Consider the following 24,746-nt stretch of genomic DNA (forward strand, 5'->3'; position numbering starts at 1 on the left):
CTGTACGGGCGAAGCATTTGGAGAACTATTTTTGGCAATGACTGATAATTTATCTTCCAAATGCTTCGCCCCTACTAACAACTGACAACTGACAATTAACAAATAAATTTATGAATAAAATCGCTTATCTTCAATGCCCAACAGGGATTTCTGGTGATATGTGCTTGGGGGCGTTAGTCAGTCTCGGTGTGCCTGTGGAGTATTTGGTGGAAAAACTCAATGGCTTGGGAATTGAGGCAGAATACCGATTGTGGGCGGAATTGGTTTACCGTCAAGGTCAACAAGCGACTAAGGTTGATGTGGATTTGGTTTCTCATGACCACCATCATCATCATCATGAACATGATCACCACCACACCCGTCATTTGCCAGAAATAGAGAAGATGATTGTTAAGGGGAATTTGCCAGTGCAGGCAGAAGCTTGGAGTTTAGCTGTTTTCCGACAGTTGGCAGTGGCAGAGGGGGCTGTTCATGGCATCGCACCGGAAAAAGTTCATTTTCATGAAGTGGGGGCTGTGGATGCCATTGTGGATATTGTTGGTACTTGCTTAGGGTTGGATTGGTTGGGTATTGATAGCGATCGCCAGGGTTTGCCTTTGCTATACTGTTCTGCATTTCCAACTGGAGGTGGTACTGTTAATGCGGCACATGGAAGAATGGCTGTACCAGTACCAGCGGTGTTAAAGTTGTGGGAAATGCGGGGTTGTCCAGTTTATAGCAATGGTATTGACAGAGAATTGGTAACACCAACGGGGGCGGCGATCGCTACTACCTTAGTACAAGACTTCGGTTCACCACCACCAATGACTATCAAACAGATAGGATTAGGGGCGGGTTCTCTAGATTTACCCATTTCTAATATACTACGGCTCTGGTACGGTGAAAATGAATCTTTACAGACTGATAACTCTGATTTAGGGGAATATTCTCCAAATCTAGAAACTATTACTGTCCTCGAAACTCAAATAGATGATTTAAATCCTCAAGTATTCGGTTATGTGTTTGAGGCTTTATTTGCTGCGGGTGCGGTGGATGTTTTTACTCAACCCATAGGGATGAAAAAGTCACGAACTGGAATTTTATTAACTGTGATTTGTCATCCTGAAAAGTTAGCTAGTTGTGAGGATGTGTTGTTTCGAGAAACTAGCACTTTGGGGATTCGTCGTACTACTCAAAAACGGTCATTTTTACAAAGGGAAATGCAAAAAGTGGAAACTATTTATGGGACAATATCTGTAAAAGTTGCCTGGACAGGAAAAGCTACAGAAAAGGTAATTACTAATGTGCAGCCAGAATATGAAGATTGTGCAGAATTAGCAAGACAAAATAATATTCCTTGGCGAGAAATTCATCGGTTAGCGTTAGAAAGTTGGCACAATTAACAAGATCCCCGACATCTTGAAGAAGTCGGGGATCTGAATATTTCTAAATATTTCAATAAATCTAAAATGAAGAAAATTTTTCGGTGGTTGATTTTAGGTGGAACGCTGTTTTTTCTGTTGAAAGCGTTAAAAGATAATTGGTTGGGAGTTAGTGCTATTCGGATTAGTGCAAATGGATGGTTAATATTAGTAGCTGCTACAGTTATAACTTTACTGGCACATATTTGGGCGGGTTGGATTTGGACTTGGGTATTAAGGGAGTTAAATCAAACTGTATCTTCTCCTGAGTTTATTCAAGTTTATTTAAAAACGAATATTGCTAAGTATTTACCTGGGAATGTTTGGCATTATTACGGGCGAATTATGGCAGCTAAAAATGCTAATATTCCTACGAATATTGCTACTTTAAGCGTTTTATTAGAACCATTATTAATGTTAGCAGCAGCTTTAATTATTATTGTTTTATTTGGTAGTAAACTTGTTGTTAATAATCTGAAATCTAATTTAATTATTCTGCAATTTCTGAGTTTAATAATTGTCTTGGGTATACTTCATCCTCGATTTTTAAATCCAGCTATTAAACTTTTAGATCGGTGGAAAAATAAAAAATCTAATGGAGAAAATCAATTAATTAATAGTTTTATAATTAAACGTTACCCGGTGAAACCCTTATTAGGAGAATTAGTTTTTTTAGGGTTGAGGTGTGCTGGATTTATTTTAACTATGTTGGCTTTAACTTCTGTAAATTGGGCGCAAATACCCTTATTAGTGGGCGCTTTTAGTTGTGCTTGGGTATTGGGGCTAGTTGTTCCTGGTGCGCCTGGTGGTTTAGGAGTATTTGAAACCACAGCGATGTTACTGTTACAATATCATTTTCCGGCGGCTTTGGTGATTAGTGCGATCGCTCTTTATCGTCTCATTAGTATCATAGCAGAAACAGTCGGTGCAGCCCTAGCTTGGCTATTTGAAAGGATTTAATCAATTTTATATCTATACTCATTTAGGAGTCACCGAGATTTGATGTTATAATTTTGGTGAAATAAAATCGAGCAAATACTAGAAGGACAATTAGAAAGGCAATGAGGGAATGAGTGAAGATATCAGGCTTGATATAAAATTTCCCTGACGAACAAATAAGCAAAGCAAAATTTGTTCAGCCAGAGAAGTTTCTAGTAAGTGAGGCTTTATATTTAAGTGAGTCAAAATAGCTATTTTGCAAGAGTTAAATATTCCTAAATAGAGAGAAATTATACTAATGCTGTTGCTATAACCATCACTGCTTGAGCAGGAGTTAGACGTGCTGAACCGTTGGCAGCTAAGAATCCAGCGAGGGCGGTAGCAGCAGCAGCAGCATCACCACCACTAACAGTAGCGGATTCTTCTAAAGAGAGTTCAGTAAACAGTTCCTTATGTTCGAGATTATTAATTTTTGACATAATTGTGTTCTTCTTAATTAGGCACATCTAATCAGAAAACCAAGTAATTATTCACTCCCCTACTCTCTGAAAAGTTTCCGAAAAACTTATGAAAAAATTAATTGAGGGGTAGGGAAGTGAACATTTAAGGAGGAAATTGTCTATGGTTTTACTAAGTTTAAGAAATGCGCCCACCTCACTTTGAAGTAGCGAGTATCTGCTTGAATTTCTGGGAATCTGGGGCGCATTATTCACTTCATTTGATAGAACAAATGAATGAAAGGCTACAGAGCGATTATGCCAATGTTGTTATTGATGCTAGAACACCTTGAGCAGGGGTTAGCGGCACACCACCGTTAGCTGTCAAGAACACGGCGACCGCATTAGCTCCTTGAGCAGCACCAGCACCACCATTCATCTCAGCAGATTCTTCATTAGACAATTCGCTAAACAATTCCTTATTTTCGATGACTTGCATGATGTTTTTTCCTTAATTAAGAGAATGAAGATAAAGATTGAAGTGGCACTTTTCTCAAGCAGAAAGGTACACACATTACTCGCACAGTTCACAAAAAAGATTAAATTTCACAGTTAAAAAGACGCTCAAAAATTTGAGGACTAGGAAACAACATCCCGGAGGATAGCTTCACTAGCAGGTTTAGTTTAGAGCCAAAGTAAAATATTCACTAATGCTCAAACTTCCTTGCCTCCTTTGTGAACTTGATGGTGAACTGTCCTTACTTTCTATAACGAACACCCAAAACAAAATATTCTAAAATTGGCAAGAAAATTTGGAAGCCTTACTGAATAGGCATTGAGCAAGCGCAAGTAATGGTATTTAGGGTATAATTATAAATTTTATATTTTTCCTCTATCTAGAGTAATAAAAAAAGCTAAATTCTATCTCTACTGTTTAGACGATGTTGAATAGATTGGCATTGAGACTTAAATAGGAAGAATCGAAATAAAAATATGCGGTGATATCAAATCCGGGTAATTGCAATCATCGAATATTTTATGATGACCAAGCTGCGACCCGTCTATGCAGTTAGTGTGAGACATGGAATGTAAATGAGAAAATATAGAGAAAAAAGATTTGGTTTCAAGCCCATAAATTTATATGGTATTAATCAACATTCTCTACATTTCCTTATGTGAGAAAAAAGTATAAATGCTGAATTTATATATTTGTTGGTGAAAGCGTTATTCAAGCAAGTTGAATTTACGCTCCAATTTTCACAAAAATAATCCTGTTATTCAGCAATTTGCACATTGGAAAGACTATTTGTTGCCTAGTTAATAGCCTATTTATCAAGGACATATTGTATGTTATCAGCGCAGGAATCATGGTCTTATTCTTCAGAGACTTGGCTTGACTCAAACTATCGCCAGAGATTAAAAAAAATTGCTAACAAATATACTAGGGGTACAGGCATATCTTGGGAAGATGCCGTTCAAAATGCCCATTTGAAAATATTTCAGGGTCTGCAATCTGGCAAGTTCAGAGAAGGAGGATTAGAAGAATTTTATCGCTGGGCTGCTACGGTAGCCCGCTGTGCGATTATTGATTTTGTCCGTCAAGAAAATCTGCGAAAATGCCAAAGTTTAGATTGCAATATCCCTGGAACAGATATAGCCCTGTTAGATACAATTACTGATGAATTTAATATTTTGGAAGCAACAGAAAGGGCAGATTTAATTCTTAAAGCGATAGAGAAAATTTATCAACTAGATCAACAATATCCACGCCAAAACTATCTGAAATTATGGCAAGGTAAAATTGATGGAAAAACACAAACTCAACTAGCTGGAGAATTGAGAGTTAGTCAGAGTGAAATATCCAAACGATGGCAGGAACTTTTAGGACGGATTGCTGATTCTTTAGGACTACTTAAAGTTGAAGATTTCAATGGCAAACTGCAAGAAAATCGCCAGCAAAAGAGAGAATACAATCGTTCAACAAAGCAGTGGTAAGTGAATAAAATACTCAAATTGATTGAAATGAGAGTAAATCCTGATATTTAGAAGCGTCCGAACGTTACATAATATATGGGATTGGATGCGACTACACCCAGAATCCCGGCTCATTGTTAATTTTTGTCGGGAAACTAAATATATGCGTGTAAACTTGAGTAAATCCACATTTTTAAACAGGCAAGAGTCTAATATGCCAATCCCACAACCTGGAGAAATTTGGGAAGTGAGTCGCTTAGTAAGAAGTCCTCTAAAATTCTCAAGTCAAGAACAAGAGACTTTTTACTCTTCCTCAGCACAAAGTTTTTTGGCAGGCAACTCACCACCGCGCTATGTAATGATTGTCAAAGAACCTGAAGCAATTCTAGATACAAATGAGGAGTGGCTAATTTTTTCTGTCATGTTGCTATCAGGAGAAACAGATTTTCTCAGTGATGTAGATTTGCTAATTCCTGCGAAAATATCTGGACTAGAACGAGATTTATTAGCTGAAACATGGCACATTATCCCAGCGTTAGCTTGTAACTTGCTACAGCCAGTTGGTAACAGACTATCGCGCCAGATTTATGACTGTCTTCTGACCGTTAGAGACTATCATTATGGGTTAGGTAAAGAACCATCAGTAATATCAGAAATCCAGGAATTAGGTTTAATAAATAGTAGCTTATCTTCTGCAAATAGCTTAAAGATTCAAGATTTTCACAAAGCAGAACAAGCCTGGAGTGATGTCTTGACAATACCAGTAGCAGCTTGCCAAAGTTACTTGAAAAGTATAAACTTCACCAATGCAGTATTAAATGAAGCATTGCAACTAGAACAAGACCTGCAAATTGATAGAACCTGGACTAAGTTTGATGTCAATGAAAAGCCTCAAATTGATTAATTTGAGGCCATGATGTCAAAGTTTTGGAGAAATTTTCATGTTTTCAACAGATTCATGGAGACGCACAGAGTGGAAAAAGATATTAATCTCCAGTAATAGAAAGTTCACTCACCCAAACTCTTGGTGCAACTCCTCCTGGAGTTAATTCCACCTCTTTTTCCACATAAACAATAGATTTCAAAAGTTCCAAGAAATCACCAGCTACAGTTGCAGACTCAATACTGGTTTTCTCACCTTTGTTAATTAACCAACCATCAAAAGGTAAAGAAAAAGAACCTTGTAAAGCCTTAACACCCGCATGAAGAGCTTGTAAATCATCAATTAAAATCACATTTTCCGCAGTTTCCAAACTTAATTCCTGTTCAGGAGTTCCTGCTGCAAAAACATGATAAAAATTGGGACTAACGCTTACTTTTGCGCCAATACTAGCATTACCTGTAGGTTGAGCATTTAACCGTTTTGCAGTTCCCGCACTATGCAAAAAGCTAGTTAAAATGCCCTTTTCTATTAACTTAATTTGCCGGGTGGGAGTACCTTCACCATCAAAACTTTCAGCCCCAATATTAGCGGGGTGTAAAGCATCATCATAAACTGAAAGTAAAGGTGAAGCCAGTTCTTTACCGATATCATCAGTTTTTGATAAACTTTGATTATCCAGAATACTTTGAGCATTAAATAAATTAGAAAAAGCTCCTATCAAACTTAAAAAAGCTTCAGGAGAGAAAACTACTTGATATTTACCAGTTTTGATTTTTTCATAATGCAAATGACTGATAGTTTTTTCAGCAGTTTCCTTGATACAACCGGCAATATCTAACTCGGCGACACTTTCCTTAACTCGATAAGCGCCACCACTGCGGGGTTTTTTCCCTTCTTCTTCAGTTTTGCTATACAAATAAACAGAAGCTAAAGAATGAGATTCAGTTCTGACAGCACCATCGCTATTGAGATAAAATCTGTCAATATCTCTTTGGGCTAACCCATTATAAGGCACACTTGTAATAGCAGGATGAGTTGCTAATAATTCTTTTTCTGCTACTAATAGTTTTTCTATGAGTTCAGAAACAGGGGCTTGCAGGGCTTTTTCTTTGTGTGTATTAGGAATAGGAATAGTGGCTTCTGGACTAAAATCAGGAACGTTTTCTTTGACTCCAAAAAAACTGGCTTCATAAGCCGTTTTTAAAGCTAATTCTAATCCTTTAGCATCTACATCTGTGGTGCTGGTAACACCCATTGTATTTTCTTCATTCCAAACCCGAACTGTTACCCCAGAACGATTAGAAGCTTTGAGTTTGGGTTCACCTTGGTCAACTTGAACGCTGGTATCATCTACAGTTGAGCCATAAATATCGAATTTTTTAATGCCAAGTTTGGCAGCATTTTCTTGAGCGTAGGTTGCGATTTCTTGAATGTTAGACATGATTACATTTTAAGATGAAAGTTTCGCGCAAAGGTACAAAGGAGCAAAGGCGCAAAGGAAGAAAAGAATTAATGATGAGAACAGATAATCTGGATGGTTTATCTGTTTTTCATCTGATGATTTTTATCTGCCACCAACAGTAATAGAATCAACTTTGATATGAGGTTGTCCAACTGTGGTATAAATGCTGCCGCTGACTGAGCCACAAAAGCCGGGAGCTAGTTCTAAATCTTGGGAACATAGGGAAATTTTATTCATGATTTCCTTGGCTTCACCGATTAAAGTAGCACCTTTTAATGGTTTGGTAATTTTGCCATTTTCTATTAGGTAAGCTTCATCAACGCTAAAGTTAAATTGACCTGTTGCGCCCACACTTCCGCCACCCATTTTCTTACAGTAAATACCTTTATCAACGGAGGCAAATAGGTCTTCTGTTGTGTGTTCTCCACAATCAATATAGGTATTTCGCATCCGACTAGCGGCAGCATAGGTGTAATTTTGCCGGCGGCCACTGCCTGTTCTGGGGTGTCCAGTTCGCACTGAACCGGTTCTGTCAGCTAGGAAGTTTTTGAGGATACCTTTTTCAATTAATAATGTTCTTTGGGCGGGCATTCCTTCGTCGTCCATATCAATTGTTCCGAAGGCATTATCGGCGCGGCCTTCGTCCCAAGCTGTTAAGCTTTCATGGGCGATTTTTTCCCCTTTTTTGTCGGCAAATGGTGTGGTTTTGCGTTCAATTTGGGTGGTTTCTAAAAGGTGTCCACAAGCTTCATGGAAAATTACGCCGCCAAAATGATTGGCCATGATAATGGGGTAAGTTCCTGATTCTACGTAATCTGCGTAAAGCATTTTACCAGCAGATTCGGCGATTTGTTCGGAGGCTTTTTGATAATCCCAGGTTCTCAGGAAGTTAGCGTCACTGGTGTTACCTGCCCGTTCACCAATGGAGGAGCGGTTAGCACCGTCAGCACAAAGCAGGTTGAATCCGACAGACTGAGTGAGGCGGATATCACGGGCAAATGTTCCATCACTACCAGCAACTAATACTTCTTGCCAATCACGGAAGTAGGAAGCGCGACGGGATTGGACGTGGGTAGCTTTTTTATTAAGTTGGGCTGTACCATCAAGGAGGACTTCTCCCATTTCGCTGATAGAACTACATAAGGGTAGCCAACCATCTTTACCGCGTTTGCTGGCGTAGTCTCTGAGTAGTTCTAGGTTGATTTCGGGAATGAAGGCACTCGGTCCGGGTAGTTGTAAGCCTAAGATGGAAAGAGCTTTTTCTAAAGCAGCTTTTAAACCGGCAAATGTGAGGTTATTGGTGCTAACGTAGCAGTCAGCTTTGCCACGAAATACTCGCACTCCTGCACCGGTAGCTAAACTGGGGGAAATGCTGGTGATGGTGTCTTCTTCAGCTAAACAAGTGATGTAATTGCGACGTTCTAAGAAGTATTCTACAAAATCTGCCCCGGCAGCGCGTCCTAGTCCCAAAAGGGTTGCCAGGGGGGCTTCCCAAGTGTCATCGAAGCGTTCTGTGGTGGATGAATATTGTAAACTGGGGAGTTGATTCGAGAGAAGTAGGGTGTTTGTAAGCATGAAGTGCCTCGTCTGCTGGCGTTATCTACAGATGTAACTGAAATAATCCTGGTATGTTCAGTCTAACAAATCTGTGAAAGTCTTTGTTGGCAGTTAGGCTGTAGGGTTTTCCGCCATATTGTCTTTTAAGATGTGATCAGTGGACATTCTAAGCCAGATAATGATGTGATCTAATTCCGATTTTATGTTAACGTTGGGTTGGAGTATTACTATAAAACTATAGTTAATTCTCACTTTTTGTGACTTCTTATTTAAAATAATTGCGTAGTCACTAGACTGACTAATATACTGGAGATATTTATGACTCTTAAACTCATATCCGCAAAAATTAAAAATTTTAAAAGCTTAGGAGATGTGGATTTAAATTTCAGGGATCTAACAATTTTGGTAGGAGCTAATGCTAGTGGTAAATCCAATTCTTTAGAAGCATTACGCTTTCTCAGTAAACTTTTAAAAGACCAAGAACTTCCTTCTCTAAAATATATGGATAGTATCTTAAGGGTGGGGGAAAAACAAACATTTTATCAAATTATTATAGAAGATGATGAAGATAATAAAGCTAAAGTAGAATATAGTTTGGTACTTAGTATCAGTGAAAATAATACTTTAATTGATAGAGAGTATCTCTTAGTTAATGAAATTGAAGTAATTAATATTATTGATGGTAAAGGAACAGTGAATGATGAAAATGGCGAAAATTCTCAACCATACGAATTTTCTGAGGGTGATGGACTCACATTAGCGGATGTAGGTAAATATGGTCATAAACCAATTACAAAAAAGTTGGCAAGCTATATAAAAGATTGGAAATTCTATGATGTAGATCCTGATAGCGTCAGAATACATTCTAGAATTACTAAATTAAATATGATCTATAAATCTTTACAACATGATGAAAGAATACCTAGCCTTGATACTGACGCTAGTGAAGTTGAAGAAGTTTTACAATACTGGGGTAGACATGATAAAAATAAGTTTGATGAAGTGAGCCAAGAACTGTATGACTGTCTGAAAATTAAGTTACAGTTAGATGATGTTGCAGAACCACTTATTAAAGTTATTGAAGAAGATGGTAAAAAAATAGCTTTATCTAATATGTCAGATGGGACTCTGAGGTTGATAGCTTATTTTATCATGCTTTATGAATCTGATGTTCCAACTCTCATTAGTATTGAAGAACCTGAGAGAAATTTTCATCCTGGTATTTTACAAGATATTGCTGATATGATCAAAAGGTTATCCAAGAGAACACAGGTGATTTTTACAACCCATAGTTCTCAATTATTAGATTGTTTTTCTACTGAAGAAATATCATCTGACATTTCGGTAATCCTTTTAAATCAGAAAGGAGAAATAGGAACTAAAGCTTGTCTACTTGATAAATTAGCAGAAAACCGAGATGATTTTTCCGATTGGATGAATGATTTTGGAATAGGTAGCGCGATTTATCATAGTCACTTACTAGAAGGAATTTTTGCTGATTAATATGCCTAGTGTTCGTCTTTGGGTGCCGGAATCTGATTATGATAGGACAGCAGTCGGTTGTATTGCTAACAAAATAGTCGCGCTTTATGGTGGTAATATAACGATCCAACTTGCCACTAAACAGGGTTTTAATACAGCTATACATCCAAAAATCCAAGATGGTTTAAAGAAGGCAGTTGATACTTATTTAAAAAATGATGATTTAGTTATCTTTCTGCTAGATTCTGATGGGACACAATCGCAAAACCAAAGACGGAGGGAAAAAAATTCTCTGGTTAATCGAATTGAAGAAGTTGTTAAATTGTTTGAAGGTGAAGGAAGAGTAAAATATTTTCCGATGATTCAAGAATTGGAGGCTTGGTTATTAGTTGATTATTTGGGTATATGCTGCTTTTTTACAAAAAATGCTGATCATCGAAATCATCCAGAATGGATCAAATTTGCCAATAGTAAACAACGTGGACAAACAGATTTAATAGCAGAAGCTGAGTCAGGAGGAAGGGGTGTCAAGGAATGTTTAGTAAAGTTATCACGCGAAATCCTAATTAAGCATAATCCGAATCTCCAAGATAAACCCAAAAATTTGAAAGAACGGGAATATGAAGAAAGTCAATCATCTAATATAGCAGCATATATTGAAATTAATAACCAAACTCTCAGAAAAAATAATTCATTGGTAGAGTTTGCAACCTGTTTACAGCAGTTAGATGCCTATTTTTTTATCTTTTCTATTTATGAGTCTCTGGGGTTAGTTGATATTAATTCATCGCATCTTCATACAAAATTGGTATTATTTTTGTATAAAAAATCAATGTTTTCATATCCAATTGAACTATATTATCATATATTTAACGTGCAGTTATTTCGGCTCTTATAGAATAGGCAATTTACAGCAATTTGTAACAGGATTTTTTAAAAATGATGGGTAATATATAAAAAATATTTATATATATCTCAATATCCCTTTTTAAAAGATATTTAGGAAGATGAATTTAGTTAATACTCTCATTATTTTCCACGACTACTGCGGCGTGTCGGTGGGTTAGGTTGTGGTGGTTCTTGAGATTTTAAACCATTATCATCTGTCAAAAATTCTACATGAAACCCTTTTTCGTGATAGTAATACCAACCCAAGACTACAATACTCGCATCTCCCATAGAAGTTTTTTCTACAGCTTGATTAGGAAATTTTCCGGCTAAATTTTTTAATCCTTCTGCTTCCCATAATACAATTTGTTCACGAAAAGCAGCCCAAGGACTTTTTTCGTCGGCCGCATAAATCATAATTTTGGCAAATTCTTCTGATGTTATTCTTTTACTATCTGAATTTGTAGTTTTAGCTTGGGAAATATGATTACCTGTTTCTATAACTGTGGCTAATGGAAGTACCAAGGTTGTTCCTTTTTCAATTTCTGTGAGAATTGTCTTATTAACAAGTTCAAAATCCCATTTATTATTACCAGCAGTTTCTTTACCTGGAACTTTTAGCCAAACGCACAATAAAGATGTATCTATTAATAAAGCTTTTCTCATATTTTCAATTACTCCCCATGAGAAAGGCTGCGTTCAATTGCGCCTTTTGTTGTCATTTGTCCCAAGGAATAGGATGCAAATAATTTGGGGAAGTTGTCAATATCTTCTAAAAGGGTAAGTTTACTTTCTCCTGTTTCTGAATCTCGATGTGCGACAACTACAAAGGGAACTATTTCGGAACCAAAAGCATCAAGTAAGGCTGGGTTATGGGTTGTGAGTAAAATATCAATATTGCGTTTAGTGCCAATTTCTTTTAATATTTTCACCAGTAATGCTGCACGGGAAGGATGTAAGCCATTATCTATTTCTTCTATGACAATTTGGCTACCTTCAGGACGGGTTAATAATGCTGTGAGAATAGCTAGAAAGCGTAATGTTCCATCTGACATACTTCTCGCATCAATTTCTATAATTTCTCCTGGTTTCCATTCTTCTTGACAGTACAGCATTGCATCATATCCAAATCTACCAACTTTTTCAGCCCATACTTTTTTAATATCACCTTCTGGTAAATCTTTTAAATATTCAGATAGGGTATTTTCAACTTCTGCTTTTTTGTCATCTGTTAATGCTGCTAATACACCTGCAATATTTGAACCATCGCTTTCTATATTTTCAGAAAGTCGTGAATAATTACGTATTGTGGAAGGAATAGGATTGAAGCATAAAATACTTTTTAATAGATCAAACTTTTCCAGATAAAAACTCTTAATTGATTGTTCAACAAAAGTTAACTGTGGATAAGAATTTATCAATTCCAGTTCACTCTCACTATATTCTCTATTAGAATTTATTTTATCTACACTTTTAGTCATAGAATAATTATGTGGCTTTGGTGGTTGTAAATCAACTTTAATAACTTGGCTTTTTTCTAAATGGTTAGTTAACAATTGATATTCAATATATTCTTCTATATTTTGGGCTTGAGGAATTGTTTGTGTTTTTATAACATATAAATAATCTGTTTCATCATCTTTACATGAAAACAATACCTTTAAAGTAAACTCATTTTCACCTTTTCGTACAGCTAATTCCACACCACCGCGAATAGAAGGGAGTGTTTTATCTCCTGCTAAAGCTGTTTCAATATTTTCACCGTTAGCTATTCTTTGCAAAAATTCCAAAGCTTCAACCACATTAGACTTACCACTGGCATTAGTTCCAATAAGCACAGTTAAAGGATCAAGTGGAAGTTCAGCATAACGGAAACTTTTCCAATCTTCGAGAATGAGTTTTTTCAGCATAGTCCAAACTATATATTTTATCTTTAAGACTAAGACTATAATATCTTTTATCCAACTATCAACACCCTCATTTCTCTCAATTATTATGGCTCTACCGCTCCCTTTATGATATTTTCGGTAAAATATCCCTGAAACCCCTACACCGATTGGATTTGAGGTTTTAATATTTGTACACCAATGGTTTTGGATATATTAAAAGGATGTTTGATCATAAGGGGAACGGTAGAACCATTATTATTTTATAGAGGGTGGATAATTGCTGACTTGATTGTATTTCGTCTCTAAATTGCGAAAATTGATTTAAAACCAATTTTTATTCAGCAGTTTGTTACTGACAATGACCACAAACATCAACATACCAAACTGAATTTGCCAAGGTGATAACACTAAACTTACAATAAAAATGACGGCTGTGAAAACACCTGCAATATTGGTGATTTCATCATCATTTCTTTGAAAGAGATAGCCAGTCATTACACCTGTAACTAATGTTATTAAGAAAAATAAAGGCATTTTCACTAATCTCCAAACTACGAGCTACTGTTTAATACCAGTAAACTTAAATCATTTTAGGGAACGTTATTGATCATATACTTAAGTAAGACAAAATGGCAACAAATTTATTCTCAAGTGATGAAATTAGCTATTTTCAAATGATGCCATTATTTGCTAAATTAAGTTAACACTATTTATTCGTGCTGAAATCAATTTAACACTTTCAATTTAAATATCCAATGTTGAACATTTCCCAACTCCTCGCAACTGAACTAAAACTTAAACCCCACCAAGTACAAAACGCCCTAGAACTCTTAGCAGAAGGGGCAACAATTCCCTTTATTGCGCGTTATCGTAAAGAAAGAACAGATGAAATGGATGAAGTGCAATTACGGGATTTACAAGATAGGCATAATTACTTAACGGAGTTAGAAGAAAGAAAGAAAGTAATTGTGAATGCGATCGCTCAACAAGATAAACTTACTCCAGAATTACAAGCAAAAATAGCATCCTGTTTACAAAAAACTGAACTTGAGGATTTATATTTGCCCTATCGTCCTAAACGTCGGACACGCGCTACCATTGCCAGAGAAAAAGGGCTAGAAGCACTGGCTACATTTATTAAATCCCTAAATGTTAAAAATGGTATTTCCGCATCTTTAGAGGCAGAATCAGCAAAGTATATTTCGGAAACCTTGGGAGTAAAAAGCGCAGATGAAGCTTTAAAAGGTGCGTCTGATATTTTAGCTGAAGAAGTAGCAGAAAAAGCAGAATCACGCGCATATATCCGCGATTATCTGTTAGAAAATGGGGTGTTTATTTCTCGGATTAAAGACGAACATCCTGAAGGGACAACCAAATTTGAAATGTACCGAAATTATCAGATTAGAGTCAAAAATATTGCCCCTCATAATCTGTTGGCTTTATGTCGAGGAGAAGATGAAAAAATTCTCAGTTTTGAAGTTGCTTATGATGAAGATTTTGTGCTGAGTTATTTAGAATCTCAAGAAATAAAAACTAAAGTTCGCAATATTGGAGATTTTTATCACGTCATGTTAAAAGATAGTTTTAACCGCTTGATGAAAACTTCCTTAATTAGCGAAGTAACAAACGAGAAAAAAACCTTTGCTGATATAGAATCAATCAAAACATTTGAAACCAATTTACGAGAATTGCTATTATCCGCACCAGCAGGAATGAAACCGACAATGGCTATAGATCCAGGTTTTAGAACCGGGTGTAAAGTCGCTATATTAGATGAAACTGGGCAATTTTTAGAATATCAAGCTGTCTTTCCCCACCAAGCAGCAGAACAACGCCAAAAAGCCGCCCAAACTATTAAAAAATTACTTGAAAAATACCAAGTTCAATTAATCGCTATTGGTAACGGTACAGCGTCACGGGAAACAGAAGAATTTGTTGCCGAAATATTACCAAATATAGCCCATAAACCAGTTAAAGTTATGGTAAATGAATCTGGTGCATCTATATATTCTGCTAGTGAAGTAGCAAGGGAAGAATTTCCCGATTTAGATATTACCGTGCGGGGTGCAATTAGTATTGGGAGAAGATTACAAGATCCTTTAGCAGAACTAGTTAAAATAGATCCTAAATCAATTGGTGTCGGACAATATCAACATGACGTTGATCAAAAATTACTGAAAAAGAAATTAGATGAAACCGTCGAAAGTTGCGTTAATTATGTGGGTGTAGACTTAAATACTGCTTCCAAAGAACTTCTCACCTTTGTTTCGGGAATTACCCCCACCATAGCTAATAATATTATTGCCTATCGTAACCAAAATGGCGCATTTAAAAATCGTCGTCAACTTTTGAAAGTAGCGAAATTAGGACCAAAAGCCTTTGAACAAGCAGCAGGGTTTTTAAGAATTCGTGGTGGTGAAAACCCCTTAGATAATACCGCAGTTCATCCAGAAAGTTACTCTTTGGTACAATCTATCGCGGCTGATTTAGGAGTATCCTTAAATCAAGTGACACAAGTTGCAGAAAACCTCAAAAAAGCCAACATCAAAAAATACGTTACCGAAACCATTGGAGAACCAACCCTGCGCGACATTCTCAGCGAATTAGAAAAACCAGGCAGAGATCCTCGTGCGGAATTTAAATATGCTACCTTTAAAGAAGGAATCAAAGAAATTAGAGATTTAACAGTAGGAATGGAACTAGAAGGAATCATTACCAACGTTGCTAACTTCGGTGCTTTCGTTGATATTGGAGTTCATCAAGATGGCTTAGTGCATATTTCCCAACTTGCTGATAAATTTGTAGATGATCCCAAAAAAGTTGTCAAAGTTGGACAAGTCGTTAAAGTACAAGTTTTAGAAATCAACGAAAAACTCAAACGCATAAGCTTATCAATGAAAGGAATCAAACAATAATTCTCTCTGAGACTCTGCAACTCTGCGTGAAAAAAACTAACTCTAACCTCAGATAGATAAGAATTATACCCAAGAAAAGATGTCAAACATGAATCTATCTTTGAAAATAGGATTAGCACAGAGAATGCTGTTACTGAGGTAAAAAATGTTGTCATATTTTTTCATCGCACTCGCTACAGCTTTAAGTTTGCTGATTGTTGATTTAGTTGTTCCTGGTGTAGATATTGCTAATTTCCCCGCAGCTTTAATTGCTGCTGTTGTGATTGGTTTAATTAATAGTGGAATTAAACCAACTATCAATATCTTATCTTTACCTTTGACATATCTGACCTTGGGGGGTTTTTCCCTCATTGTTAACGGAATTTGCTTTTGGTTAGCATCAGTTTTAGTTCCAGGTTTTCAAGTTCAAGGATTAATTGCTTTTATTCTCGGTCCTGTAGTTCTTTCTTTAGCTAATACCTTTCTCAGTAAATACTTCGCAGAAAAAGGTTTTGAATTACAAGATAGTCAATAGGTAAACCCAATTTAAAAACTAGGAAATATCCATGAACTTATTACGGATACTTATCGGGTTATTTTTACCCCCCTTGGGAGTTTTTCTCACAGTTGGATTTGGTCCAACTTTGTTAATTAACATTTTGCTGACTTTGCTTGGTTGGCTTCCTGGTAGCATTCATGCAGTTTGGGTAATTGTCAAGCATGAAGAAAATATGAATAGAGAGGAAGGTACTTATTAAGTATGTAACAATAACAAGATCCCCGACTTCTTAGAGAAGTCGGGGATCTAAAGGATAGTTAGTCTTTAAGCACGAATATCTTTATCTTTGAATAAATCAGCCGTTGCTAAAAGTAACTCGCGTAAAGTTTGTTTTAATTGACGTTCTTTCTTTGCTATAACTGCACCTGCGTCTGTCAATTTTTTTTCTAGAACTGAGTAACTTTCTTTTACTTGTGCTGTGATAGATTCGGCTTTGGGATGGGATTTATCACACCATTGTTTTGCTTCATTTAAATAATCCTGTACCTCTTGATCACTTCCACTATAACGTGCAGATAAATTTGCTCTGACAATTGCTGATTGTGCTTGTAATTGTGCATAGCGTTTCTTTAATAATCCGATTTCTTCACTATCTTTGATAGAATCAATTGCTGAATCAATCGCAATTTTTGTATCTGCTGATTTATCTTGACTCGTTTCGACTATCTTGGTTAAAATTCCTTCAATTTCTGCTTGTAATTCTTCTTCTTCCCGATCTAATTGAGCTTGTAGCTGCTTAATTTCGGTTTGGGTTTTGACAATAGCCGAGTGTTTTTTCAGACTGATAGCTTCCATAGCACCTTCAATTGAAGCTACCACTCCTTCTTTAAATTCACTACCTTTTTCTTGCAAATTATCAACGACGGTAGAAATAGCATCATTAACTAAATTACGCAATTCATGAGAACCTTCTTGAAATTCAGAACCTACTTGAGAAACAGCAGATTTCACAATTTCCCGAATCCGTTCAGATTTTAATTGTCCTGTTTCTTGAGCTTGGCGTAAATCTAATTGAATTTGTTCTTTCACGTTTTTATTCATATTAAATGCAAATCTCATACAACACTTACACTCAGTATGGCGAGATATTTTTGCTATTAACACCCTCTAAAGATATAAAATCATATCTATCTCCAGGTAGTTTAAAGTACATTAATCACAATATCCCTGAATTTTTGATTTTTTTAGTTAAATGTTGCCAATTTATGAAATAATCAATATTGACCAATAACTAGATTCTAATTATGTGGCAGGTAAATATCACTTGTGATGGTGAAGCTTGGAAAGTGTACGGTGTTGAATTTAAGAAAATGGTAGGAAATTACCAAGCTGAATTGATTGGTTCTAAAAAAATGCCAGATGGAAAACGCATCATGTCTTATAAAATTGAAGATGTTAGCGAAGCAGAATCTTTTCAAGGAGAATGTACAAAGTTTGTCGGCTTCATTTCTGATTTTGAAGCTTTATGAAAAACGTAATAATATTGATATTATGCACATTTTGCTTGTGGACTATCAATTTTACCTTACCTGCTAATGCTTTAGATGCAGGAAATGGTGCAGAAATTTTTAGTTTCCATTGTGCTGGTTGTCATGTTAATGGAGGAAACATTATTAGACGGGGTAAAAACCTCAAAAAGAATGCCCTTAAAAAATATAGAATGGATTCTTTAGCAGCGATTACAACCATTGTTACTAATGGTAAAAATAATATGTCAGCTTATAAAGAAAGATTGACAACAGAAGAAATTCAAAAAGTTGCGGCTTATGTTTTGGAACAAGCAGAAAAAGACTGGAAATAACAATATAAAAAATATGATGTTACCTCAAGAAAGCTATTTACAATTTACCCCAGATTTGAAAATTTGCCGAATTTTAAATGGAATGTGGCAAGTTTCGGGAGGACATGGACGCATTAACCCCACAACTGCTATTGAGTCTATGTTTCAATATGTAGATGCTGGTTTTACAACCTGGGATTTAGCAGATCATTATGGACCAGCAGAAGATTTTATTGGTGAATTTCGTCGTCAATTAATTGCGACTCGTGGAGAAGAAGCTGTAAATAATATTCAAGCTTTTACAAAATGGGTTCCTCGTGCTGGGAAGATGACAAAAAAACTGGTCGAGGACAATATTGATATTTCTTTGAGAAGAATGGATGTTAAATCATTAGATTTAATGCAGTTCCATTGGTGGGAATATGGAGACTCTAATTATTTAGATGCTCTCAAATATATGGCAGAATTGCAAGATGAGGGTAAGATCAAACATTTAGCTTTAACTAATTTTGATACGGAACATTTGCAAATTATCACCGAAGCAGGAATCAAGATTGTTTCTAATCAAGTCCAGTTTTCCTTAGTTGACAGAAGACCACAAGTAAATATGGTTAAATTCTGTCAAGATCATAATATCAAAATATTTGCCTATGGTAGTGTTTGCGGTGGTTTATTATCAGAAAAATATTTAGATAAACCAGAACCAAAAAGCTCAGAAATCAACACCACTAGCTTGAGAAAATACAAACAAATGATTGCTAATTGGGGTGGTTGGAGATTATTTCAAGAGTTACTAGATACCCTAAAACAAATCGCTGATAAACATCAAGCGAGTATTGCTAATGTGGCTGTAAATTACATTTTAAATCAGCCAGCAGTCGGGGGTGTAATTGTCGGTGCTAGATTAGGAATTGCGGAACATTTATCAGATAATGCTAAGGTGTTTGGTTTTAATTTAGATGCTGAGGATATAGGGAAAATAGATGCAGTTTCTCAACAGTCACGAGATTTGTATCAGTTAATTGGTGATTGTGGGGATGAATATAGGAGGTAGTTTTAGGGGGGGTTAATTACAGCTTAACCCACCATTTTTACAATGATTTTTATTGAAGTTTCGCGCAAAGACGCAAAGAAGCAAAGACGCAAAGGAAGAAATAGTTAAGGAAATGTAGGTTGGGTTGAGCGACAGCGAAACCCAACATTACCAAGGATTTCGTTGGGTTTCGTTCCGATTGCTCCGCGAACGTTTACGTGACCCAACCCAACCTACAATATAATGACTTTTCGAGGCTTAACCGAGCAGTATTGGATCGGTATTGTACTATATCATTGGGGTCAATTTTAGCGATCGCCTAACCTAAATTTTTCTGAATTTTCATGAATTTTATCTGATAATAAAACTAGCCTCTTTAAGCAAAATCTATGGAAACCCTCACCTTAAACATACCTCCCGCAGTAAATTTAACAGATGAGCAGTTTTATCAACTTTGCATTGCTAACGAACCTTGGCAATTAGAACTTACCCAAACCGGAGAATTAATTATTATGCCCCCCACAGGTGGAGAAAGCGGAATTAGGAACTCAGATATTAATATAGAACTGGGTGTATGGAATCGTCAAACTAAATTAGGCAAAGTATTTGATTCTTCTACAGAGTTTAAATTACCCAGTGGTGCTTATCGCTGTCCTGATGCAGCTTGGGTAAAACTAGCACGTTGGGAGGCATTAAGTAAAGAAGAAAAAAAACGGTTTCCCCCCCTTTGTCCTGATTTTGTGATTGAATTGCGCTCGGAAACTGATAGTTTAGAAAAATTACGCACTAAAATGCGAGAATACCAAAATAATGGCGCACTTTTAGGTTGGTTAATTGATCCACAAACCCCCTCGGTAGAAATTTATTGTTACGGAAAAGATGTAGAAGTTTTAAACTTTGATTTTGACAACCCACCAATACTTTCTGGTGAAGATATTTTACCTGGCTTTATTCTCAATTTGCAGATAATTTTAAATCCATAGATTCTAAATTTCGGGATGATGATTTCTCAAAAAAGTATTCCCACTGGCTACCTTCGCAAAGTTCATCATATCGCCTTTAACGTCCAAAATATGGCAGCATCTCGCCATTTTTACGGTCAGATTTTAGGCTTACACGAACTCAGAGGAGAAGAAATACCCGCCACATTAATAGAACTTGTCAATGCTGGTAAAGTCGCTAATTTCATCACTCCCGACGGCACAATTATAGACTTATTTGGAGAACCAGAATTATTACCACCAAATCCAGATCCCAGTAAGTCCTTTACTAGAGCATATCATTTAGCCTTTGATATTGATCCAGAATTATTTGATCAAGCATTAGCAGTAATTACAGAAAATAATTTAGTTATTGCTTATGGACCCGTTACCCGTCCCACTGGTAGAGGAGTGTACTTTTATGACCCCGATGGGTTTATGATTGAAATTCGTTGTGATCCTGATTAAATCCAAAAATGGAAAAAATTTTAAAAGTCATTGCAGACGTAATTGCTAATCCACCAATTCCCCACGAACCCCAGAAACAATCCTTAAAAAATTGGGCAATGTATTGCTTACGGGATAGGGGTTTTATAGTTGTTTTTGCCCAAAATGCTGATTTTGCTGTGCAGTTTAAAAACGGTGACAAATTCTATTTTAAAGTTACCAATCAAGCCGATGATTTAGCCAATAATATCAACTGGATAGTTTGGGATAATGTGAATAAAACCACCAATTTGATTCCTCAAGCCTAGAGTTTTCGTTAATAACCGCAGGAATGAATTAATCTGCGGTTTTTCACATAGGATATCACTACAAATACAAAGATTAAATTATCAAAGGTTTTAATTGACGTTCGCACCATTTACCCTCAACTAACTCTGTAACTAAAGGTGTGATCATAAACTTAGCCGGAAAACCCTCCAACACATCCACCCGCACACAAGAATAAGGTTTTTTACTCTCAAAACCGCTACCACTCCGTCCCACATACAACAGCGAATCTGCAACCTTGCGAATGGAAAGATCATTATTGCTGGTAAAGGTTTCCATTAATTCTCCCCCTTCTTGGCGTTGACGACGAGGACCGCGACCACTACCACCAGAAATAATATAATTAATATGAGAATCTGCGTGTCCTGTATTAACTGTCCGCAAATGTTCTAAACAATGGGCGTGTCCGCTAAATACTATATCTACTACCGGGTGTTCCTGAGTGAGATTACCTAAACTTTTCGCCACCTCATCGAAAACCTCCCGTAAACGATGACGGACAGCTAAAGTCTGTCCTTGATTCCATTTACTTCCTTCTGTAACATAAGGTGGATGGTGTAAAAATATTACCCGTCCCCTGACTGCGGAATTATGCCAAGATGCAATTAATCTATCTCTTAACCACGCCAATTGTTCAAAATCAACATTAGTATTGGTGTGAGATGCCAATTGCTTTTCAATATCAATTTTCACTTCATTGATTTGGTCTAATTTAGCACCAAGTTCCGCCAATAATTCCGCTTGATCAGGTTTTTCGGGATTCAGCTTGTCAAACTCCGTCAACATCCGTAATTCTTCTTGATCAATTTCTTGACGACGGGTTTCTAATTCCCGACGGAAATTATCCCCAGCTTGGTTATGAGGTAAAGGATCTGGAGTATTGAAAGTATTAGAATCTAAGGCAAAAAAGTCAATCCCACCGTAACAAAAATTATAATAGCGATTAGGTAAACGCGTAAAACTTCCCGGTTGATAACGCAAACACCGACCCATATCAGTTTTAGCGGTGTAATGCTGTTTTAAATGCTGTTCTAACTCCGCTGGAGAAACTTCCGCCAAATAATCTAAAAATGCTCTAGCATAAGCATCACCTTGATTTGATCCATGCCAACCAATTTCAATATTTTTATAACGAAACATCCGCCGCAAAGGCAAAGTTGGACCAGTCAGCAACCGATACAATAAAGGCACATCATAGTAATCATGATTACCCAATACTGGTAAAATTGGCAACTGAAATACCATTTGATCATAAGTGATATCTTGGGGTTGATGACCGCCTACCAAAAATTCCCGATAAGGTTCAATAAAATTGGCTGGGTAATATTCACGAGAACCCACCATATAAATCACATCACCAGTGTGCAGCACAAACCGGCAATCATCACCATGATTTAACATCATTTTGGCAACTTCTCGTTGGGGATGGTGTCCAGAATAGGATTTAGTCCCAGTATCACCCATCACCATAAACGAAAATTCTGGACTGTCTGAGTTGCCATCATCTATTACCATGCAGGTTTGGTCAATGCCCTGCTGTAGAATACTCGAATGCTGCCACCGCACCCGTTGTTTCATCTTTTGAATTTTGACCGCAATTGGTGGTTCAGAAATCAATCTCATAGGAAATATTAATGAGTATTTTGTCAGAATCAGGATGTCCAGGATTTAAGGATTAACAGGATTATTGTTTAAATTAGTCCGCCTGTGCGAACTTTATTTGTGTAGCAGTGTTCGCCCTTGGCGTTGCGGAGCAATATTCTATTCGCCTAATATTGCTAAACTAGCGAAAACCTGTTCCACCAATATCTGAGTTTTATTTTCTAAATATTGCCAATCCACATCGCCATATTCATCAATTAAGCTAGTATCAATATCAACCGCTGTATTCTCTGGACTATAATTCAGAAAACATACTTGATAACACAAATCCCACAAATCTATATTGACTTGTTCCCCGTGACGTTGTAAAAGCAAGTGATATCCCGGGTGGGGCATAGGCAAACTAGCCAGAGTTTTTCTAATTTCTTCTACTTGTATTGGTGTTGCGGTTTCCATTTCTTGCACCAACTGAGTTACCAAGGCTTTAGTTTCATCAGTAGTGTTAGCAGGCCAAGTCAACACATCCTGGTAAGTCCCTTTCCAGTCAGATATATCCAACTGCTTGCGAAGATTATCAATCACGCGAATAAAAGCAGGTTGCATCAAGATTTCAGCTTGTTGCCATGAGGTAGAATTAGTTATCTTAGGTGGCATAGCTAGTAAATAAGGATACTGATAGTAAAATTAACAATTTGGTTCGATGAAAAAACTATACTTTTAATTTAAATCTTTTCTCAAGATACCTGATTTCAGAAAGAGAAATTTGGAGATATTTACAGAAGTATCCGATCAGCGTAAAGCTCAGTCCTTCGACAAGCTCAAGAACCATGGCTTCAGCCCTGAGATATAAGCGACACGGGCGGTTTTAACTGCCTTCAATCTTGTACTGCTAAATATATTGACAATCTTATACCACAAATAGTAGCATAAGATTGGAGGTAGGAATAATGCTAATTTTTGAGTTTAAAGTTTACGGAAAATCAGTTCAGTTAACAGCAATAGATGATGCAATTCGTACTGCCCAATTCGTTCGTAATAGCTGTATTCGGCTATGGATGGATGTTTTAGATATAGGCAAAAATGACTTGCAGAAATATTGCTCTGTCTTAGCTGCTAATTTTCCGTTCGCTAATGAACTTAATTCGATGGCGCGACAAGCTAGTGCTGAAAGAGCATGGTCTTCTATCTCTCGGTTTTATGATAACTGCAAGAAGAATATTCCTGGGTTAAAGGGATATCCTCAATTTCAAAAAGATTGTCGTTCTGTTGAATACAAAACATCAGGATGGCGGCTTGCGGATAATCGTAAATCCATCACTTTCACCGACAAAAAAGGTATTGGCAGATTAAAAATCAAAGGGACTCGTAACCTCCACTTCTACCAAATCAACCAAATAAAACGGGTAAGATTGGTAAAACGGGCTGACGGTTATTATTGTCAATTTTGTATTGATGTCAACCGTCAAGAAAATGTAGAACCATCAGGAAATACAATTGGATTAGATGTAGGATTAAAAGAATACTACACCGACTCTAATGGCGTAATGATTGAGAATCCTAAGTTTCTGCGTATTGGAGAAAAGGTTCTTAAACGTTCACAACGTCGCGTTTCCAGAAAAGTCAAAGGTTCAAAAAATCGAGGCAAAGCTAGACAGATTTTAGGAAAACGCCACCTCAAAATAAGTAGGAAACGTAAAGACCATGCTGTGAAATTAGCACGGTGCGTAGTTCAGTCCAACGACTTGATATCCTATGAAGATTTGAGAATTAAAAATCTGGTGAAAAATCATTGTTTAGCTAAGTCTATTAATGACGCATCCTGGTATCAGTTTCGTGTCTGGCTTGAATACTTTGGGAAAGTATTTAAGAGAGTCACGGTGGCGGTAAATCCGCAATATACTAGCCAGGAATGTTCTAGCTGTGGTGAAGTTGTTAAGAAAACGCTATCCACTAGAACGCACGTTTGTAAATGCGGTTGTGTGATGGATAGAGATGAAAATGCGGCTAGAAATATCCTGAGTCGAGGATTGAGTACGGTAGGGCATACCGGAACTTTCATGCTAGACATGAGCAACGCTTTAGGAGATAAGACCTCTATTCAGACTGGAGAAATCCTGTCTGAGCAAGTCATATCGTTGATTAAAGAATCTCAGTGTCTTTAGACCTGAGAGTGTCAATACTAGCAGGAAAATTTAAGCTGTAAAGCTGGGGAG

Annotated in this window: 26 protein-coding genes; 16 read left to right on the forward strand and 10 right to left on the reverse strand. The window is 36.8% G+C overall.

All coding sequences use genetic code 11. From position 1 onward, the window contains the following. The first annotated feature begins 110 nt into the window (after positions 1–110). On the forward strand, positions 111–1,382 hold the full coding sequence (larC, locus tag AN490_RS21250) for a nickel pincer cofactor biosynthesis protein LarC (protein WP_300006800.1): 1,272 nt from the start codon (positions 111–113) through the stop codon (positions 1,380–1,382). A gap of 66 nt (positions 1,383–1,448) precedes the next feature. Then, positions 1,449–2,360, forward strand: a complete 912-nt coding sequence (locus AN490_RS21255) for a lysylphosphatidylglycerol synthase domain-containing protein (RefSeq protein ID WP_300006802.1) — start codon at positions 1,449–1,451, stop codon at positions 2,358–2,360. Between the two features lie 269 nt (positions 2,361–2,629). Here AN490_RS21255 and AN490_RS21260 read toward each other — a convergent pair whose 3' ends face one another. Together AN490_RS21260 and AN490_RS21265 are read right to left on the reverse strand one after the other, a co-directional pair. Next, on the reverse strand, positions 2,630–2,818 hold the full coding sequence (locus AN490_RS21260) for a hypothetical protein (RefSeq protein ID WP_039201479.1): 189 nt from the start codon (positions 2,816–2,818) through the stop codon (positions 2,630–2,632). Positions 2,819–3,092: 274 nt separating this feature from the next. Further along, complete coding sequence (locus tag AN490_RS21265; RefSeq protein ID WP_300006805.1) at positions 3,093–3,275, reverse strand: hypothetical protein; 183 nt, start codon at positions 3,273–3,275, stop codon at positions 3,093–3,095. 848 nt (positions 3,276–4,123) lie between these two features. Here AN490_RS21265 and AN490_RS21270 point away from each other — a divergent pair. Both AN490_RS21270 and AN490_RS21275 read left to right on the forward strand, forming a co-directional pair. After that, positions 4,124–4,771, forward strand: coding sequence for a sigma-70 family RNA polymerase sigma factor (locus tag AN490_RS21270; RefSeq protein WP_300006807.1), 648 nt, complete (start codon positions 4,124–4,126; stop codon positions 4,769–4,771). A 193-nt stretch (positions 4,772–4,964) separates the two neighbouring features. Then, the gene (locus tag AN490_RS21275; protein ID WP_300006809.1) at positions 4,965–5,654 is read left to right on the forward strand and encodes a hypothetical protein; all 690 of its coding nucleotides are present in this window, start codon (positions 4,965–4,967) and stop codon (positions 5,652–5,654) included. Between the two features lie 82 nt (positions 5,655–5,736). Here the strand turns inward: AN490_RS21275 and AN490_RS21280 are convergent, their stop codons facing one another. Together AN490_RS21280 and AN490_RS21285 are read right to left on the reverse strand one after the other, a co-directional pair. After that, on the reverse strand, positions 5,737–7,074 hold the full coding sequence (locus AN490_RS21280; protein WP_300006811.1) for a TldD/PmbA family protein: 1,338 nt from the start codon (positions 7,072–7,074) through the stop codon (positions 5,737–5,739). Positions 7,075–7,197: 123 nt separating this feature from the next. Next, positions 7,198–8,670: a TldD/PmbA family protein gene (locus AN490_RS21285; RefSeq protein ID WP_300006813.1), complete on the reverse strand. Its 1,473-nt coding sequence runs from the start codon at positions 8,668–8,670 to the stop codon at positions 7,198–7,200. Positions 8,671–8,970: 300 nt separating this feature from the next. On the opposite strand from AN490_RS21285, the gene AN490_RS21290 reads away from it, so the two are divergent. Continuing rightward, on the forward strand, positions 8,971–10,155 hold the full coding sequence (locus AN490_RS21290) for an AAA family ATPase (RefSeq protein WP_053538508.1): 1,185 nt from the start codon (positions 8,971–8,973) through the stop codon (positions 10,153–10,155). 1 nt (position 10,156) lies between these two features. Beyond that, the gene (locus AN490_RS21295) at positions 10,157–11,032 is read left to right on the forward strand and encodes a DUF4276 family protein (RefSeq protein ID WP_300006815.1); all 876 of its coding nucleotides are present in this window, start codon (positions 10,157–10,159) and stop codon (positions 11,030–11,032) included. 131 nt (positions 11,033–11,163) lie between these two features. Here the strand turns inward: AN490_RS21295 and AN490_RS21300 are convergent, their stop codons facing one another. From AN490_RS21300 to AN490_RS21310, 3 genes are all read right to left on the reverse strand, one after another. Further along, positions 11,164–11,688, reverse strand: a complete 525-nt coding sequence (locus tag AN490_RS21300) for a hypothetical protein (protein WP_300006817.1) — start codon at positions 11,686–11,688, stop codon at positions 11,164–11,166. 8 nt (positions 11,689–11,696) lie between these two features. Next, positions 11,697–12,932 carry an AAA family ATPase gene (locus AN490_RS21305; protein WP_300006819.1) on the reverse strand — a complete coding sequence of 412 codons (1,236 nt, stop codon included), beginning with the start codon at positions 12,930–12,932 and terminating at the stop codon, positions 11,697–11,699. 300 nt (positions 12,933–13,232) lie between these two features. Then, positions 13,233–13,445 (reverse strand): hypothetical protein, encoded by a 213-nt coding sequence (locus AN490_RS21310; RefSeq protein ID WP_039202163.1) that lies wholly within the window; start codon positions 13,443–13,445, stop codon positions 13,233–13,235. A 221-nt stretch (positions 13,446–13,666) separates the two neighbouring features. Between AN490_RS21310 and AN490_RS21315 the strand changes: the two genes are divergently transcribed. The 3 genes from AN490_RS21315 (at position 13,667) to AN490_RS21325 (ending at position 16,563) form a co-directional block, all read left to right on the forward strand. Next, on the forward strand, positions 13,667–15,826 hold the full coding sequence (locus AN490_RS21315) for a Tex family protein (protein ID WP_300006823.1): 2,160 nt from the start codon (positions 13,667–13,669) through the stop codon (positions 15,824–15,826). 145 nt (positions 15,827–15,971) lie between these two features. Further along, positions 15,972–16,340 (forward strand): phage holin family protein, encoded by a 369-nt coding sequence (locus AN490_RS21320; protein WP_168695754.1) that lies wholly within the window; start codon positions 15,972–15,974, stop codon positions 16,338–16,340. 31 nt (positions 16,341–16,371) lie between these two features. Further along, a complete protein-coding gene (locus AN490_RS21325) occupies positions 16,372–16,563 on the forward strand; it encodes a YqaE/Pmp3 family membrane protein (RefSeq protein ID WP_015078806.1) in 192 nt (63 codons plus the stop codon). A 65-nt stretch (positions 16,564–16,628) separates the two neighbouring features. Here AN490_RS21325 and AN490_RS21330 read toward each other — a convergent pair whose 3' ends face one another. Further along, the gene (locus AN490_RS21330) at positions 16,629–17,405 is read right to left on the reverse strand and encodes a histidine kinase (RefSeq protein ID WP_271820447.1); all 777 of its coding nucleotides are present in this window, start codon (positions 17,403–17,405) and stop codon (positions 16,629–16,631) included. A gap of 203 nt (positions 17,406–17,608) precedes the next feature. On the opposite strand from AN490_RS21330, the gene AN490_RS21335 reads away from it, so the two are divergent. The 6 genes from AN490_RS21335 to AN490_RS21360 all read left to right on the forward strand — a co-directional run bounded on the left by AN490_RS21335 (position 17,609) and on the right by AN490_RS21360 (position 20,912). Next, on the forward strand, positions 17,609–17,833 hold the full coding sequence (locus tag AN490_RS21335) for a hypothetical protein (RefSeq protein WP_300006828.1): 225 nt from the start codon (positions 17,609–17,611) through the stop codon (positions 17,831–17,833). Then, a complete protein-coding gene (petJ, locus tag AN490_RS21340) occupies positions 17,830–18,165 on the forward strand; it encodes a cytochrome c6 PetJ (RefSeq protein WP_300006830.1) in 336 nt (111 codons plus the stop codon). Before AN490_RS21335 ends, petJ begins: the two co-directional genes overlap by 4 nt. Positions 18,166–18,178: 13 nt before the next feature. Further along, complete coding sequence (locus AN490_RS21345; protein WP_300006832.1) at positions 18,179–19,198, forward strand: aldo/keto reductase; 1,020 nt, start codon at positions 18,179–18,181, stop codon at positions 19,196–19,198. Between the two features lie 368 nt (positions 19,199–19,566). Then, complete coding sequence (locus tag AN490_RS21350) at positions 19,567–20,160, forward strand: Uma2 family endonuclease (protein ID WP_300006834.1); 594 nt, start codon at positions 19,567–19,569, stop codon at positions 20,158–20,160. Positions 20,161–20,175: 15 nt separating this feature from the next. After that, positions 20,176–20,625 (forward strand): VOC family protein, encoded by a 450-nt coding sequence (locus tag AN490_RS21355; protein ID WP_300006836.1) that lies wholly within the window; start codon positions 20,176–20,178, stop codon positions 20,623–20,625. A gap of 8 nt (positions 20,626–20,633) precedes the next feature. Beyond that, complete coding sequence (locus AN490_RS21360) at positions 20,634–20,912, forward strand: hypothetical protein (protein ID WP_148761787.1); 279 nt, start codon at positions 20,634–20,636, stop codon at positions 20,910–20,912. A 73-nt stretch (positions 20,913–20,985) separates the two neighbouring features. On the opposite strand, the gene AN490_RS21365 is transcribed toward AN490_RS21360, so the two are convergent. Both AN490_RS21365 and AN490_RS21370 read right to left on the reverse strand, forming a co-directional pair. After that, positions 20,986–22,554, reverse strand: coding sequence for a metallophosphoesterase (locus tag AN490_RS21365; RefSeq protein ID WP_300006838.1), 1,569 nt, complete (start codon positions 22,552–22,554; stop codon positions 20,986–20,988). Positions 22,555–22,692: 138 nt separating this feature from the next. Then, the gene (locus AN490_RS21370; RefSeq protein ID WP_148761783.1) at positions 22,693–23,187 is read right to left on the reverse strand and encodes a hypothetical protein; all 495 of its coding nucleotides are present in this window, start codon (positions 23,185–23,187) and stop codon (positions 22,693–22,695) included. A 293-nt stretch (positions 23,188–23,480) separates the two neighbouring features. Here AN490_RS21370 and AN490_RS21375 point away from each other — a divergent pair, with 293 nt between their 5' ends. Further along, complete coding sequence (locus tag AN490_RS21375) at positions 23,481–24,695, forward strand: transposase (RefSeq protein ID WP_300006840.1); 1,215 nt, start codon at positions 23,481–23,483, stop codon at positions 24,693–24,695. Positions 24,696–24,746: the final 51 nt, after the last annotated feature.

The sequence above is a fragment of the Anabaena sp. AL09 genome (genome assembly GCF_001672255.1).
Taxonomy (GTDB): domain Bacteria; phylum Cyanobacteriota; class Cyanobacteriia; order Cyanobacteriales; family Nostocaceae; genus Dolichospermum; species Dolichospermum lemmermannii.